Annotated in this window: 13 protein-coding genes; 5 read left to right on the top strand and 8 right to left on the bottom strand. The window is 55.4% G+C overall.

The features are described from left to right. The first annotated feature begins 18 nt into the window (after positions 1–18). Positions 19–654 (top strand): RNA-binding protein, encoded by a 636-nt coding sequence (locus tag L1065_RS07440; RefSeq protein ID WP_237094832.1) that lies wholly within the window; start codon positions 19–21, stop codon positions 652–654. Next, positions 647–3,124 (top strand): translation initiation factor IF-2, encoded by a 2,478-nt coding sequence (infB, locus tag L1065_RS07435; protein ID WP_237094831.1) that lies wholly within the window; start codon positions 647–649, stop codon positions 3,122–3,124. Before L1065_RS07440 ends, infB begins: the two co-directional genes overlap by 8 nt. Positions 3,125–3,499: 375 nt before the next feature. Here infB and L1065_RS07430 read toward each other — a convergent pair whose 3' ends face one another. Genes L1065_RS07430 through L1065_RS07420 form a run of 3 tightly spaced genes read right to left on the bottom strand, consistent with a single transcriptional unit; the run spans position 3,500 to position 5,961 of the window. After that, a complete protein-coding gene (locus L1065_RS07430) occupies positions 3,500–3,898 on the bottom strand; it encodes a (deoxy)nucleoside triphosphate pyrophosphohydrolase (RefSeq protein WP_237094830.1) in 399 nt (132 codons plus the stop codon). Further along, a complete protein-coding gene (gene argJ, locus L1065_RS07425) occupies positions 3,895–5,109 on the bottom strand; it encodes a bifunctional glutamate N-acetyltransferase/amino-acid acetyltransferase ArgJ (protein ID WP_237094829.1) in 1,215 nt (404 codons plus the stop codon). The genes L1065_RS07430 and argJ overlap by 4 nt, the downstream gene beginning before the upstream one ends. A 6-nt stretch (positions 5,110–5,115) precedes the next feature. Further along, positions 5,116–5,961, bottom strand: a complete 846-nt coding sequence (locus L1065_RS07420; RefSeq protein ID WP_237094828.1) for a peptidylprolyl isomerase — start codon at positions 5,959–5,961, stop codon at positions 5,116–5,118. Positions 5,962–6,176: 215 nt separating this feature from the next. Here L1065_RS07420 and secA point away from each other — a divergent pair, with 215 nt between their 5' ends. Further along, positions 6,177–8,870: a preprotein translocase subunit SecA gene (gene secA, locus L1065_RS07415; RefSeq protein ID WP_237094827.1), complete on the top strand. Its 2,694-nt coding sequence runs from the start codon at positions 6,177–6,179 to the stop codon at positions 8,868–8,870. Between the two features lie 129 nt (positions 8,871–8,999). Further along, a complete protein-coding gene (locus tag L1065_RS07410; RefSeq protein WP_237094826.1) occupies positions 9,000–9,986 on the top strand; it encodes a hypothetical protein in 987 nt (328 codons plus the stop codon). Between the two features lie 54 nt (positions 9,987–10,040). Here the strand turns inward: L1065_RS07410 and radC are convergent, their stop codons facing one another. From radC to dnaK, 3 genes are all read right to left on the bottom strand, one after another. Beyond that, positions 10,041–10,799 carry a DNA repair protein RadC gene (gene radC / locus L1065_RS07405; RefSeq protein WP_237094825.1) on the bottom strand — a complete coding sequence of 253 codons (759 nt, stop codon included), beginning with the start codon at positions 10,797–10,799 and terminating at the stop codon, positions 10,041–10,043. A gap of 36 nt (positions 10,800–10,835) precedes the next feature. Beyond that, positions 10,836–11,987: a molecular chaperone DnaJ gene (gene dnaJ / locus L1065_RS07400; protein WP_237094824.1), complete on the bottom strand. Its 1,152-nt coding sequence runs from the start codon at positions 11,985–11,987 to the stop codon at positions 10,836–10,838. Positions 11,988–12,074: 87 nt separating this feature from the next. After that, positions 12,075–13,991, bottom strand: coding sequence for a molecular chaperone DnaK (gene dnaK, locus L1065_RS07395; protein ID WP_237094823.1), 1,917 nt, complete (start codon positions 13,989–13,991; stop codon positions 12,075–12,077). Positions 13,992–14,203: 212 nt separating this feature from the next. Between dnaK and L1065_RS07390 the strand changes: the two genes are divergently transcribed. Beyond that, positions 14,204–14,782, top strand: a complete 579-nt coding sequence (locus L1065_RS07390; protein ID WP_237094822.1) for an alpha-ketoglutarate-dependent dioxygenase AlkB — start codon at positions 14,204–14,206, stop codon at positions 14,780–14,782. Here the strand turns inward: L1065_RS07390 and L1065_RS07385 are convergent. Both L1065_RS07385 and L1065_RS07380 read right to left on the bottom strand, forming a co-directional pair. Next, positions 14,775–15,362: an SH3 domain-containing protein gene (locus tag L1065_RS07385; RefSeq protein WP_237094821.1), complete on the bottom strand. Its 588-nt coding sequence runs from the start codon at positions 15,360–15,362 to the stop codon at positions 14,775–14,777. The genes L1065_RS07390 and L1065_RS07385 overlap by 8 nt on opposite strands. Then, entirely contained in the window at positions 15,359–16,180 is an 822-nt protein-coding gene (locus L1065_RS07380; protein ID WP_237094820.1) for an ABC transporter permease, read from the bottom strand. Before L1065_RS07380 ends, L1065_RS07385 begins: the two co-directional genes overlap by 4 nt. Positions 16,181–16,272: the final 92 nt, after the last annotated feature.

Raw genomic sequence — 16,272 nt, 5'->3', positions numbered from 1 at the left:
GACCTCGGGGTCTTTGACATGGGTCGCGGTGGCGCAACCAAAGATCGCTTGGACGGTCCGGAACGCAAGTGCATTGCCACAGGTGAGGTGCAGCCAAAAGGCGGCCTGATCCGTTTTGTGGTGGGGCCTGATGCGCAGGTTTTTCCCGATGTTATGGAAAAGCTGCCTGGTCGGGGCATCTGGGTGTCGGCGCAAAAATCTGCGCTTGCGACAGCGATTTCCAAGGGGCTGTTTTCCAAGGCGGCCAAGCAAAAGGTCACCGCTGACCCCGCGCTGATTGGTCAGATTGATGTGCTTTTGGTAAAGCGGTTTAGTGACCTTATGGCATTGTCGCGCAAGGCGGGGCATGCGGTTGCTGGATATGAGAAGGTCAAAGACTGGTTGGTCAAGGACTATGCGGAGGTGCTGCTTCAGGCTTCTGACGGGTCGGAACGTGGTAAATCAAAGCTGAGCACCCCATATATGGGGCGGTTTATCGGTTGCTTGACCGCAAATGAATTGGGTTTGGCATTTGGCCGCGAAAGTGTGATACACGGCGCACTCGCGGCTGGTGGACTCACAAACGGTATTGTAGAGACTGCTTCCAAACTGGAAGCGATACGCGAATGGAACGGCGTGAAGGCACGTCGGAAAGGAAAAACACTCGATGAGTGAAGACGACGGTAAAAAGACACTCGGTATTCGACGCGGCGGCCCTGGCAATGTGAAGCAAAGCTTCAGCCATGGACGCACAAAAAGCGTTGTTGTGGAAACCAAACGCAAGCGCGTGATGGTGCCCAAGCCTGGTGGCGGAACGCAGACGAAAGCAGGATCCGGCGTTGTTGCTGGTGATCCAAGCAAGCGCCCTGCGGGCATTTCTGATGCTGAAATGGAACGCCGCATGAAGGCGTTGCAGCAAGCCAAGGCGCGCGAAGCCGAGGATGCAGCAAAACGCGAGGCCGAAGAGAAGGCCCGTGCGGAAGACCGCCAGAAACGGCGCGAAGAACAAGAAGCCAAAGAGCGCGAAGAACGTGAACGCGAAGAGGCTTTGAAAGCGAAGGCTGATGAGGACGCTCGCAAAAAGCGCGAGGCCGAAGAAGCCGCCAAACGCGCAGCGGCGCCGGCCGCGGCAGCGCCTGCTGCGGCACCAAGTGGCCCACGCGGTGGCGGCAAGGCGACCCCTGCGCCCCGCAAGGAAGATGACCGCGATCAAAAACGCAACAAAGGCCGTGGCGATGACGGCGGCCGCCGCTCTGGCAAGCTGACGCTGAACCAGGCCCTTTCGGGTGGTGAAGGCGGGCGTCAACGCTCTATGGCTGCGATGAAACGCAAACAAGAACGTGCACGCCAGAAGGCGATGGGTGGTTCGGTCGAGCGTGAAAAGGTTGTGCGTGACGTGCAGTTGCCAGAAGCGATCATGGTATCGGAGCTGGCCAACCGTATGTCAGAAAAAGTAGCTGATGTTGTAAAAGCCCTGATGACAAACGGTATCATGGCGACGCAAACGCAGACGATTGATGCTGATACAGCCGAACTGATCATTGAAGACTTCGGTCACAAGGTTGTTCGTGTGTCGGATGCTGACGTCGAGGACGTGATTTCCGAGATTAAAGACGATCCCAAGGATCTGTTGCCGCGTCCCCCTGTCATCACTGTGATGGGGCACGTTGACCACGGTAAAACCTCGCTTCTGGATGCGATCCGCAATGCGCGTGTTGTCGCGGGCGAAGCTGGCGGGATCACGCAGCACATTGGTGCCTATCAGGTAGATCAGGACGGCAAAAAGCTGACATTCCTCGATACACCTGGTCACGCGGCATTTACGTCGATGCGGGCCCGTGGTGCGCAGGTGACGGATATTGTTATCCTTGTGGTGGCTGCGGATGACGCGGTGATGCCACAGACGATTGAGGCGATTAACCACGCGAAAGCGGCAGAAGTGCCGATGATTGTGGCGATCAACAAGATCGACCGTCCCGCGGCCAACCCTGACAAAGTGCGCACCGATCTGTTGCAGCATGAAGTCATCGTCGAAAAGATGTCTGGTGAAGTGCAGGATGTTGAAGTGTCTGCCATCAATGGCACCGGGCTTGATGAATTGCTTGAAGCGATTGCGCTGCAATCCGAATTGCTTGAACTGAAAGCGAACCCTAATCGCGCCGCCCAAGGTGCCGTGATTGAGGCGCAGCTGGACGTTGGCCGCGGTCCTGTTGCAACTGTGTTGGTTGAAACAGGCACGCTGAAGCAAGGTGATATCTTTGTGGTTGGTGAGCAGTGGGGTAAAGTCCGTGCGCTGGTCAATGACCAAGGTGAGCGCGTCAAAGAAGCGGGGCCATCAGTGCCTGTTGAGGTGCTTGGCCTGAACGGGACGCCCGAAGCGGGTGATGTTCTGAACGTGACCGACACCGAAGCGCAGGCCCGCGAGATTGCGGAATACCGCGCGCAGGCCGCCAAGGACAAACGCGCGGCGGCTGGCGCTGCGACGACGTTGGAACAGCTTATGGCGAATGCCAAAGCCGACGAAAACGTCAGCGAACTGCCTATTCTGGTGAAAGCCGATGTGCAGGGGTCTGCAGAAGCGATCGTGCAAGCGATGGAGAAGATCGGCAACGATGAGGTGCGCGTGCGCGTGCTGCATTCGGGCGTTGGCGCCATCACAGAAAGCGACATTGGTCTGGCGGAAGCCAGCGGCGCACCTGTCTTTGGCTTTAACGTGCGTGCCAATGCGACGGCACGTAATGTAGCCAACCAGAAGGGTGTCGAGATCCGCTATTATTCGGTGATCTATGATCTGGTGGATGATGTGAAAGCGGCGGCAAGTGGCCTGCTGTCTGCCGAGATCAAAGAGAACTTCATCGGTTACGCCACGATCAAGGACGTCTTTAAGGTGTCGAATGTTGGTAAGGTGGCAGGGTGTCTGGTGACGGAAGGCGTGGCCCGCCGTTCGGCTGGTGTGCGTTTGCTGCGCGATAACGTTGTGATCCATGAGGGCACTTTGAAAACGCTCAAGCGGTTCAAAGACGAGGTGCCCGAGGTTCAGTCAGGTCAGGAATGCGGTATGGCGTTTGAGAACTACGACGATATCCGCCCTGATGATGTGATCGAAATCTTCGAGCGTGAAGAGGTCGAGCGGTCTTTGGACTAAACCGGTCCATCGCCAAAAAATAGAAAAAGGGCGCTGATGATCAGCGCCCTTTTTTCGTGGTTCGGTAAAAAGGGTGGTTAGACAGGCCGACCTTCAAAGGTCTTATTGCCGACGCGCACGCGCACCATCCCGTTTGAAAGGGTTTTCTCAACGATCCCTTGAACAGATACGCAACTTCCGATGATGATTGTTTTAAGCATTCTGCAGACCTCAGTTGTTACTTAAGAAACAATAGCGGCGTTTTGTGACAAAACCAGTCCTAATTTTGCCACATTTTTGACGCATCCCGCGTCATCTGCACAATATTTAGTTAAAATTTAGTAAACATGCGGAAATATAGAAGCCGCATCCGCCCAATTCTTGACACAATTCGACTCAGAGCCAATCGCGCAGAATCGGTATGAGGGGAATATCGGCCGCGGGCATGGGGTAGTCTTTGATCTGGTTGGCATGCACCCACTTCAACGCCTGGCCTTCGCGCGACTGTGGTGTGCCTTCCCATTTGCGGCAGGCAAAGAGCGGCATCAACAGGTGAAATTTTTCGTAGCTGTGGCTGGCAAACGTCAGCGGGGCCAGACAGCTTTCCCATGTGTCGATCCCAAGTTCTTCTTGTAACTCGCGGATCAAGGCCACTTCGGGTGTCTCGCCATCTTCGACTTTGCCGCCCGGAAATTCCCATAGGCCTGCCATTGATTTGCCCTCGGGGCGTTGCCCCAACAGGACACGACCATCGGGATCAATCAGAGCCACGGCAGAGACGAGAACGGTTTTCATGATCGGTAATCCGCGTTGATGGTGATGTAGCCATGTGTCAGGTCGCAGGTCCAAACCGTGCTTGTCCCTGATCCGATGCCAAGATCAACGCCAATGGTGATTTCGGGTTTTTTCATCACGGCGGCACCATCTGCTTCGGTATAGTTTTCGCTGACCCATCCTTTGTCGGCCACGAGGACATCGCCAAAGGTGATGGACAGCAGATCGCGGTCTGCTTGCACACCTGCTTTGCCCACGGCCATGACCACGCGGCCCCAATTGGGGTCCTCTCCGGCGATGGCTGTTTTCACGAGGGGCGAGTTTGCCACCGCCAGCCCACAGGTTTTGGCCTCTGCGTCATTGGCGGCACCACTGATCTTGATGGTGATGAACTTTGTTGCGCCTTCGCCATCGCGCACCACCTGTTTGGCGAGGTCTTGCATGACATCGTGCAACCCGTCGCGGAACTCTGCACTATCCGTCACGTCAACGCCGCTTGTGCCGGTTGCGGCAACCAGCAGCGTGTCCGAGGTCGAGGTATCGCTATCAACGGTGATGCAGTTGAAGGTGCGTTCGTTCAGATCGCTGACCAGCGTTTGCAGATCAGGTTGCGGAATGGCGGCATCGGTAAAGATATAGACCAGCATTGTAGCCATATCAGGCGCAATCATGCCAGATCCTTTTGCGATGCCCGTAATTTTCACGGTCTGTCCGTTCACCTCTACCTCGGTCCCCGCGCCTTTGGGGAAGGTATCGGTTGTCATGATCGCTTCTGCGGCGCCTTTGATTTTGCCAGGCGACAGACCGTCATGAAGTTCGGCCATCTTTGCGGTGATCCGGTCGTGGGGCAGACGTTCGCCGATGACGCCGGTGGAGGATGTGAAAATGCGGGACGGGTTGATCCCTGTTTGCGCGCTGACAGCCGCGCAAATCGCCTGCACCGATTCTGTGCCAGCCCGCCCTGTAAACGCGTTGGAGTTGCCCGAATTCACAAGAAACGCGGCCGGACCACCTGATGTGCCGCCCAGTTTTTCCTGACAGTCCAGCACTGGGGCCGAACGCGTTGCCGATTTTGTGAATACGCCCGCAATAGAGGTGCCTTCATCAAGCACCGCCAGCATTACATCGGTTCGGTCACGGTATTTCACCCCCGCCTGCGCGGTGGCAAATTTGACCCCGCCGATCATTGGAAGAAGCGGGAAATCAGCGGGGGCGAGGGGTGATTTTGTCATCGGTGCTTACTGGTTCAAGAGGTCGTAGTTTGTCAGAACCGCAGGGTCGATTGCGCCTGTTTCGGCTTTGGTGATTTCGGCGGCGGCTTCCAATTCGTCGATGCGGGCCTGGACGGCGGCTTGTTCAAGCTCTGACTGAAGTTCGGCGCGGACGCTTTCAAAAGCAGGCGCATCTTTCAGGCGTGTTTCGTTCAGCTTTACGATGTGCCAGCCAAATTGTGTCTGGACGGGATCGGACACGGCACCTGCTTCAAGGGCGACAACCGCATCCTCAAAAGGTTTGACCATCATACCTTTGCCAAACCAACCCAGATCACCGCCGTTGGGACCCGATGGTCCTGTAGATTTCTCGCGGGCGAGTTCGGCGAAATCACCACCGTCTTCGATCATCGTTTTGATCTCTGCGGCTTCTTCCTCGGTTTCGACCAGAATATGCGCGGCGCTGTATTCTGTCTCTGGTTCGGCATCTGCAAAGCGGGCGTTATAGGCGTCTTGCAGGGCTTCTTGAGATGCTGCGCCTTCTGTTGCGGCGGTGATGACTTCACCAGCCAGAAGAGAGCGGCGTTCGTTTTCAAGAGTGATGGCCACGCGGTTGGGCACCTCGTCCATGCTTTGCGACAGCAGCGTTTGCTGTGTCAGCTGGTCCAGCAGGCCATCATAGAGGACATTTGGGGGCAGTTGGGCGTATTGCTGCGGCAGACGTGCGCGTGCAGCAATCATATGACCCAGGGTGATGTCAGTGCCATTCACGGTGGCCACAACGGTATTCACATCTGCCTCTTGTGCCGTTGCTGGCAGGGCGAGAGTAAGGCCAAGCGCCACGGCGCCAAGGAAATTAAGTGGTTTTTGCATGAAAATGTCCTTTCGAGGAGCAAGACTATTGGCTGGCAGGGCCACGCCGTTGACACTGTGATAGGCGGCCCTTACATCAAATTCAGCACTGGGCCGACAGGGTCTGGGACGACTGGTTGAACCTATATGTATGGGGCGCAGTCGGGACGGGCAACCACCTGTTCGATGACAAAATTGTATAGGCCGCTTTTAGCGGATGAGGCTTAGGAAAAGACATGCTCGGTTTCGGAACCATTGCCAAAAAAGTGTTTGGCACCCCCAATGATCGCAAAGTCAAAGCGACCCGCGCCACGATCGAGAAAATCAATGCGTTGGAACCCGAGTTTGAGGCGCTTAGCGATGAGGGTCTGATCGAAAAAACCAAGGAGCTGTCTGAACGTGCGATCGGGGGTGAAAGCCTTGATGATCTGTTGCCCGAGGCGTTTGCCAACTGTCGTGAGGCGGGCAAACGTGCATTGGGATTACGGGCGTTTGATACGCAGTTGATGGGCGGGATTTTCCTGCACCAAGGCAACATCGCAGAAATGAAAACAGGCGAGGGCAAGACCCTTGTGGCCACCTTGCCTGCCTATCTGAATGCGCTGACCCGCAAGGGCGTGCATATCGTGACGGTGAACGATTATCTGGCCAAGCGGGATGCCGAGTGGATGGGCAAGGTATATGCGGCCCTTGGGATGACCACAGGGGTGGTTTATCCGCAGCAGCCTGACGGTGAAAAACAAGCGGCTTATGCAGCAGACATCACCTATGCCACCAACAACGAATTGGGCTTTGATTATCTGCGCGACAACATGAAATCAGAGCTGTCGCAAATGGCGCAGCGCCCCCACAACTTTGCCATTGTGGATGAGGTGGACAGTATCTTGATTGATGAGGCGCGGACGCCGTTGATCATTTCAGGCCCTTCCGAAGATCGATCAGAGCTTTATACCATCGTGAACAAGATCATCCCTGATCTGACCGAAGAGCATTACAAGCTGGACGAAAAAACCCGCAACGTGACCTATTCGGAAGAAGGTAACGAGTGGCTGGAAGAGCGTTTGCACCGCGAAGGGCTGCTGGAAGACGGGCAGACCCTTTATGACCCCGAAAGCGTTACGCTGGTCCACCATGTGAACCAAGGACTTTCGGCGCATAAGCTGTTCTTGCGCGATGTGCACTATGTTGTGCGTGACGGTGATGTGATCCTTGTGGATGAACATACAGGTCGCCTGATGCCAGGGCGGCGCATGTCAGATGGTCTGCACCAAGCGATCGAGGCCAAAGAAGGTGTCCAGATCCAGCCCGAAAACGTGACGTTGGCGTCCGTGACATTCCAGAACTACTTCCGCCTGTATGACAAGCTGTCTGGCATGACGGGCACGGCCAAGACCGAAGAGGAAGAATTCGCCGAAATCTATGGTCTTGGTGTGGTTGAAGTGCCGACCAACAAGCCCATTGCGCGTATCGATGAACATGATCAGGTGTTCCGCACGGCTGATGAAAAATATGGTGCTGTCATCAAGGCGCTGACAGAGGCGAATGAAAAGGGCCAACCGGTTTTGGTTGGCACGACCTCGATCGAAAAATCGGAATACATCAGTCAGGTTCTGACCAAAGAAGGCATTGAGCATAACGTGCTGAATGCGCGCCAGCACGAGCAGGAAGCCCAAATCATCGCCAAGGCGGGCCGTTTGGGCGCTGTGACCCTTGCCACCAATATGGCGGGTCGGGGCACGGACATTCAGCTTGGCGGCAATGTCGAGATGCAGGTGATGGAGGCCTTGGCCGCTGACCCCGAAGCTGATCCGGAAGCTGTGCGCACCCGCATTGAAGCCAGCGTCGCGGAAGAAAAGCAAAAGGTCAAAGACGCCGGTGGGCTGTATGTTCTGGCAACGGAACGTCATGAAAGCCGCCGCATTGATAACCAGTTGCGTGGCCGTTCGGGGCGACAGGGCGATCCTGGGCGCTCCAGCTTTTTCCTGAGCCTTGAAGATGATTTGATGCGCATCTTCGGGTCAGAGCGGTTGGACGCGGTCTTGTCCAAGCTTGGCATGAAAGAAGGCGAAGCGATTGTGCATCCTTGGGTCAACAAATCGCTTGAGAAAGCGCAAGCCAAAGTCGAAGGCCGTAACTTCGACATTCGTAAGCAGCTGTTGAAATATGACGATGTCATGAATGAGCAGCGCAAGGTGATCTTCCGTCAACGGATGGAGATCATGCAAAGTAGCGATGTATCCGAAATCACAAAGGATATGCGCGATCAGGTCATCGATGATCTGGTATACGAATTCATGCCGCCTAAAACCTATGCCGATCAATGGCGCACCGAGGAAATGTACGCGGCCACCATCGAGCGGTTGAACCTTGATGTCCCCGTGATTGCATGGGCCGAAGAAGAAGGCGTTGATGACGAAGTCATTATCGAACGTCTTGAAGAAGCGGGTGATAAGCTGATGGCGGAAAAGACCGCCGCTTTCGGCGATGACGTGATGCGCGGGATCGAAAAACAAATCCTGCTGAATACAATTGATGCCAAGTGGCGCGAACATCTTGTCACGCTTGAGCATCTACGCTCGGTCGTTGGGTTCCGCGGATATGCGCAGCGTGATCCTTTGAACGAATACAAGACGGAAAGCTTTCAGCTGTTTGAAGCCTTGCTTGATGGGTTGCGTGAAGATGTGACACAAAAACTGTCGCAAATTCGCCCCATGACCGAAGAAGAGCAAAAGGCGATGATGGCCCAGATTGAGGCGCAGCGCGCCCAGATGGCAGGTGCGGCGGAAGAACAGATGCCGGCGCCCAACGAAAATGCGATCGAAGGGTTTGTCGAAAGCGATCCGACCACATGGGGTAATCCCGGCCGAAACGATCCGTGCCCTTGTGGGTCTGGCAAGAAGTTCAAACACTGCCACGGCAGGTTGGCTTAATGGTCCAAGCTGTCGGAGATAAGGCAAAAATCGGGCAGTCTTGTCCGCAAATGACCTTGATTGCGACACGGCGCTAACCGAATCGACTGTCATACCGTTCCCAGAATTCCATCGGGACGGGAGTCGAACATGGTTGATATTAAACGCTATGCCACTGCGGGCGGCACTATTTTTGTAGCCGCTGCGATTGGGTTTTTTATGCAGAACAGCGATGCGACAGCGTCGCGGATCGGGCAAGATGCATCGAGTGGCGAGGTTAGCTTTGTTGCGACAACACAACCTGTTCAGGCGGGTGTCATTGTGCCGACCCCTGTTGCCCCTGTCACGCCAACCCAAGCGGTTGCGACAGACCAAACGATGATCCAGACACCAGCCCCAACACTTGTTGCTGCGCCAGATGTCCTTGTATCCCCCGACGTCGAAGCAGCACCTTTGGCGGTTGCGGATTGCGGCGTGTCGATGACAGCAACGCCCGCGGCCGCCGCGATGGTTACGCTGGATCTGCACGCGCCATGTTTGGCCAATGAACGGGCAACGATCCATCACGAAGGCATGATGTTCACCATTGCAACGGACACAGATGGCAAGGCGAGGTTTGATGCGCCTGCCCTAAACGAACAAGCGGTGTTTATTGTGGCCTTCCCCAATGAAGAAGGTGCAGTTGCGACCACCACTGTTGATAGCATGGGCATGTATGACCGCGTTGTTTTACAATGGCGCGGCGATGCAGGCGTGGCCATTCACGCGCTTGAGTTCGGTGCCGATTACGGCACGGATGGACACGTGTGGAGTGATGCGCCACGCGATGTCAGTGCGGTTGCCAGCGGATCAGGTGGCTTTTTGACAAAGCTTGGTGTCGCCGATGCTTTGCAGGCCGAAGTTTATACATTTCCGTCGGGATTGCCCCGCACGGAAGGGGACATTGATCTGAGTGTTGAAGCTGAGGTGACAGCACGCAACTGTGGCACACAGGTCGAAGCGCAAAGCCTGCAACGCACAGCAAGCGGTGAGAAAACGGTGCTAGACCTTGTTGTCGAGATGCCAGCCTGTGATGCCGTTGGTGACCTTATTGTTTTGAACGATATGGTGTCCGACATCACGTTGGCACAACGCTAATACTCTGACAGACAGTTTGCTTTAAGGCGCCTTCGGAAACGGGGGCGCCTTTTGCTATAGGTAGCCATCGCTGCGCATGCTGATTTCGCGGGATTTTCCGATCACGAGGTGATCATGCAGGACCAGACCCAAAGCCTGTGCTGCGGTTTCTATGTTCAGGGTCATCTCGATATCCGATTGGGACGGAGTGGGATCGCCAGAGGGATGGTTGTGAACAAGGATGAGGGCGCTTGCGTTAAGCTCAAGACAGCGGCGCATAATCTCGCGCGGGTAGACGGGAACGTGATCAACCGTGCCACGGGCCTGTTCTTCATCCGCGATCAGCACATTTTTGCGGTTAAGATACAAAACGCGGAACACTTCGGTTTGCTGATGCGACATGGCTGTGTGGCAATAGTCGATCAGGGATTGCCAGCTTGACAGGACGGGTCGGTCCATCACCTTGGCGCGGGCCATGCGGTGGGTGGCAGCCTCAATAATTTTGAGATCGGTTGCGACAACATCACCGACACCGCGGACTTCGATCAGGCGTTCTTTGCTGGCAGACAGGACGGCATTCAGATCGCCGAAGGTGTCGATCAGACGGCGCGCGACCGGGGACACATCGCATTTGGGAAGTGAGCGGAACAGAATAAGTTCAAGCAGTTCATAGTCGGGAAGCGATGCAGCGCCGCCACCGCAAAAGCGGTCGCGTAAACGGCGCCGATGATCTTTGATATACGCAGGGTCGGCCCCTTTGGGCCCCGTGATCAAAAGCTCTTGGCCTTCAAAGAGCGGCAGGGGATTTTCACTGAAACGATCTAGGGCGGTCATGGGAACCGACGTTGCGCCGATTCCCTAAATTTTTGGTTAACCCTTCATCGAATCCCAGAACTTCTTAACGCTTGAAAAGAAATTGGACGACTCGGGGTTGTTGTCTTCGGACAGCTTTTCAAATTCGCGCAGCAGCTCTTTTTGCTTGGAGGTCAGGTTCACGGGCGTTTCGACGGCCAGTTCGATAAACATATCACCTGTCCCGCCCCCGCGCAGGGCAGGCATGCCTTTGCCGCGCAACCGCATCTGGCGCCCTGATTGACTACCTGAAGGGATTTTCACGCGGCTCCGACCACCGTCGATGGTTGGCACTTCGATATCACCACCCATTGCGGCAGATGTCATAGAGACTGGAACGCGGCAGAAGAGATTTGTCGATTCGCGCTCAAAAATCTCGTGGTCCGAGACTTCGATGAAGATATACAGATCGCCCGTTGGACCACCGCGCATGCCTGCCTCGCCTTCGCCAGCCAGGCGGATACGTGTGCCCGTTTCGACCCCCGCAGGGATATTGACCGAAAGCGCGCGTTCCTTTTCGGTGCGCCCTGCGCCACCACAGGCGTTGCAGGGGTTCTTGATGATCTGACCCATACCTGAACAGGTGGGGCAGGTGCGTTCTACCGTAAAGAAGCCCTGTTGCGCACGGACTTTGCCCATACCCGAACAGGTTGGGCAGGTGGTTGGTTCTGCGCCGCCTTCCGCACCTGAGCCATTGCAAACATCACAGGCCACAGAGGTCGGGACGTTGATCGTCTTTTGCAGCCCTGCGTAGGCCTCTTCCAAAGAGATGCGCAAATTGTAGCGCAGGTCCGAGCCACGGCTGGCGCGGGTGCGTCCACCGCCGCCGCGCTGGCCGCCCATGAAGTCACCAAAGAGATCGTCGAACACATCCGAAAACGCGCTGGCGAAGTCGCCTTGTTGGCCACCCATGCCACCACCGGGTCGTCCGCCACCCATACCGCCTTCGAACGCAGCATGACCGTAGCGGTCGTAAGCCGCTTTTTTGTCTGCATCCTTCAGGACTTCGTAGGCTTCGTTGGCTTCTTTGAATTGGGCTTCGGCTTCTGGGTTGTCGGCGTTGCGATCGGGGTGAAGCTCTTTTGCTTTTGTCCGATACGCTTTTTTGATTTCGGCAGCATCTGCCCCGCGCGAGATACCGAGCGTTTCGTAATAGTCACGTTTTGCCATGGGTTACTCCCCTTTTGGAACGTGAACGCCAGCCCCGTCCGTTTGACGGGACAAATGGGCTGGCGTCATTGGTTCCAGATGCGCGGGTTAAGCGCGTTTGTCTTCGTCCAGATCTTCGAAGTCAGCGTCGACGATATCGTCGTCTACGCCTGCAGGGCCATCTTCCGGAGCGGGCTGTTCACCAGCGGCTTCTTCTTGTGCCGACTTGTAAATGGCTTCGCCCAGTTTCATGGCCGCTTCGGTGACATTCTGGATGCCGCCTTTGATCTTGCCGGCATCTTCTGTTTCCAGATCGTCTTTCAGCGCGGCGATCGCCAATTCGATGGCTTCGATTGTGGTCGGGTCCACCTTATCGGCATGCTCTTCCATCGACTTTTCAGTCGAATGGATCAGGCTTTCCGCTTGGTTTTTGGCTTCCACCAATTCCTTGCGCTCTTTGTCGGCCTCTGCATTTTCTTCGGCGTCTTTGACCATTTGGTCGATGTCTGCGTCCGACAGGCCACCCGAAGCTTGGATCGTGATCTTCTGCTCCTTGCCAGTGCCTTTGTCAGCCGCGCCAACCGATACGATACCGTTGGCATCAATGTCGAAAGTTACTTCGATCTGAGGCATGCCGCGTGGTGCCGGCGGGATATCTTCAAGGTTGAACTGGCCGAGGATTTTGTTGTCGGCGGCCATTTCGCGTTCACCCTGGAAAACACGGATCGTCACGGCGTTCTGGTTGTCTTCAGCAGTCGAGAAGATTTGCGACTTCTTGGTCGGGATCGTCGTGTTGCGATCGATCAGACGTGTGAACACGCCACCAAGGGTTTCGATGCCAAGCGACAAGGGTGTCACGTCCAGAAGAACCACGTCTTTGACGTCGCCTTGCAGAACGCCTGCTTGGATGGCCGCGCCCATGGCGACAACCTCATCAGGGTTTACACCTTTGTTTGGCTCTTTACCGAAGAACTTTGTCACTTCCTCGATCACTTTGGGCATACGGGTCATACCGCCCACCAGGACGATCTCGTCGATATCCCCAGTGGATAGACCAGCGTCTTTCAACGCGGCTTGGCACGGTTTCATCGACGCTTTGATCAGATCACCCACAAGGCTTTCCAGCTTGGCGCGTGTCAGCTTGACCACAAGGTGCAAAGGCTGACCTGTCGATCCGTCCATCGAGATGAACGGTTGGTTGATCTCTGTCTGGCTGGCGCTGGACAGTTCGATCTTGGCTTTTTCAGCGGCTTCTTTCAGGCGCTGCAGGGCCATTTTGTCTTTGGTCAGATCAACGCCGTTTTCTTTTTTGAACTCGTCCGCAAGGTAGTTGACGATGCGCATATCGAAGTCTTCACCACCAAGGAACGTGTCACCGTTGGTGGATTTCACTTCGAACAGGCCATCGTCGATCTCGAGGATGGTGACGTCGAATGTACCGCCGCCAAGGTCATAAACCGCGATGGTTTGCGTCTCTTTTTTGTCCAGACCATAGGCCAAGGCAGCCGCAGTCGGCTCGTTGATGATGCGCAGCACTTCGAGGCCTGCGATCTTGCCCGCGTCTTTGGTGGCTTGGCGTTGTGCGTCGTTGAAGTATGCAGGCACGGTGATGACGGCTTGTTTGACGTCCTCGCCCAGATACGATTCAGCGGTTTCTTTCATCTTTTGCAGGATGAAGGCCGAGATCTGCGAAGGGCTGTATTTTTCGTCCTTGGCTTCTACCCAAGCATCGCCATTGCCGCCATTGACGACGTTGAATGGCAGGTTCTTTTTATCTTTTTCCAGATCAGCGTCGTCAAACCGACGGCCGATCAGGCGCTTTACGCCGAAAATTGTATTGTCCGGGTTGGTGACAGCCTGCCGTTTGGCCGGCTGGCCAACGAGGCGTTCATCATCTGTAAATGCAACGATCGAAGGGGTCGTGCGCGCACCTTCTGCGTTTTCGATCACGCGGGGTTGCGAGCCATCCATGATAGCCACGCAGGAGTTTGTCGTTCCGAGGTCGATACCAATTACTTTGGCCATGTGTGTGCTCCTTTATCGGCGATGTCGTGGGGCGCGGACCCAATTGCCCGGCATCCAAGCCCCAATCCCATTTGAGCGTCCCCATGAGGGGACAATTCCAGTGTGCGCCGTATATAAGGAGGGGGTAGAGGTGCTGCAAGCGCACGAGTGAGATTCAATTGCCTAAATCGAAGGATTTTTTTCAGGTGCGGCCAAGTTTGAATTTGAGAGGGATGCAGGTCTACAAAGATATGCTGGATCGGGATGCGCAACTGGCGCTGGTAGAGGACGTGCGTACCATTGCCAAACAGGCCCCCTTTGTGACCCCCGTAACACCATCTGGCAAAGCGATGAGTGTTAAGATGACCAGTGCTGGCCGCTTTGGTTGGGTGACCGACGGGCAGGGATACCGCTATGCGCAAAGCCATCCCAACGGCACGCCCTGGCCTGTGATACCGCCGTCTGTTTTGGGCATCTGGACCACGGTTGCGGGTGTCGATCGGCCACCGGAATGTTGTTTGGTCAACTATTACGGTACGGATGCGAAAATGGGGATGCACCAAGACCGTGACGAGGCCAATTTCGAGATGCCGGTGGTTTCTGTGTCGCTTGGGGATGATGCGCTGTTTCGGGTGGGCCATGAGACGCGCGGTGGGAAGACAGAAAGCGTCTGGCTGCAATCTGGTGATGTGGTTGTGATGGGCGGGCAGGCGCGGCTTTTGTATCACGGGATTGATCGGTTGAAGCCGAACAGTTCGACCTTGTTGGCCAAGGGCGGGCGGATAAATCTGACCCTTCGGGTCGTTACCTAAGCGCGCAACATCCCGAATAAAGCTGTTGTTCGCTTTGTTCTGTGCGGGTCAGAATAAGATCAATGGCCAGTCCGTATTTCGCATCGCTCATTCCGTCGTTGCATGATTGCTGTCGCTGAATGACCTGAAGCTGACCAGGGTTACCTTTGCCCAATGTGGTCATCACACGGGTATCATTGGCCGAGCGAATTGTGGGCAGCGGTGTGAACGCCATGTTGTAATCGCCTAAAATCCGCAAGCGATAGGGGCCTTCTGCCGTTTTTGTGAGTGACCAAAACGGCTCGGTCCCGCCGCAGGCAATTTGGGCGGGCTCCCCCTGATTGGGGGTCATATAGCGGCTGGCCACCCATCCCGATTGCTCGCCGCGGTTGATCCGAAACCATTTGCCGTTCTGTTCGACCACTTCGATGCGTTTGGCATCTGCTGCAAGCGCGTCAAAAGCCTCTGCATCAAAGGCAGGGCCGCGGCGCACATTCAATGTATCGCCATCACCCACCCCATCGACATCATAGAGCGCGGGGAAATTCTGGGCATATGCGGGGCAGGCAAGGGCCAGAAGCACCAAAAAGATACGGATCAACGCCGCGCACTCCACGACACCGACGCGTTCTTGCGCGTATAAAACTCTCCCATCAAGCCAACCATGAGAAAGATAATCGCCACGATCATCGCGTATTCCCAATTGCTATAGCGGGGGTTGTAATTGATGAATGTATAGCCGCGCGCCTGATCAATGCAGTGAAACAGGGGGTTCCAGTCGAACATCGCAAGCATGAAACTTGGAAGTGTGTTGGCCACAAACATCTTGCCGGACGCAATCATATTTGCGCGGCTGTAAATCTGGGTAATCATCTGCACCGCGCCGGGCATCCACGGTTTGAGCGCCAACAAAACCATCCCGATCGCCACCCCAGAAAACCAGGATAGCAAAAGCATCGCCATTGCCCCGATAGGGTCTTCGATGTGCACGGGCGTCATGATCACATGATAGAGAAACAAAACGATAAACAGCGACAAAATCTGGATATAGAGTGACCCGAGCGCTGACGAACAAATCGCAATCGCTGTATTCATCGGCGCATGTTTCATCATCGGAGATGCAGGGCCTTCAGAGCCTACGACCGCGCTGAGCGCTTTTGTGTGGGTCAGAAAAAGAAAAATCCCCGTCATGATGTAGAGCAGGAAATCCCCGCGCAGGGCAGAACCGCGAATGCCCAAGATGGAAAACATAAAATAGAACGCTGCAACAAAGATGATGGTTTGCATGACATTCATGAAAAGCCCGATCAGCGCATTGCCGTGGCTTTTGCGCACATCACGAACGATGCCGTAGTAGATCAACTCAAGCATACCGACGGCGCGGCGCCGTCCTGCGGGCTTTGCTTCAAATTGGAACATGGCTTCCTGCTTTCGCTACACTTTGGTCGCATCTGATCACAGCTATCTTGCTGTTTTGTTACCACAGACGCATAACGCTCGTGGATCAAAAT

Origin of the sequence: Nereida sp. MMG025 (genome assembly GCF_021654165.1) — a bacterium.
Lineage (GTDB): Bacteria > Pseudomonadota > Alphaproteobacteria > Rhodobacterales > Rhodobacteraceae > Nereida.
Note: the sequence above shows the minus strand (reverse complement) of the source record. Positions and strands in the feature narration are given on the sequence as shown.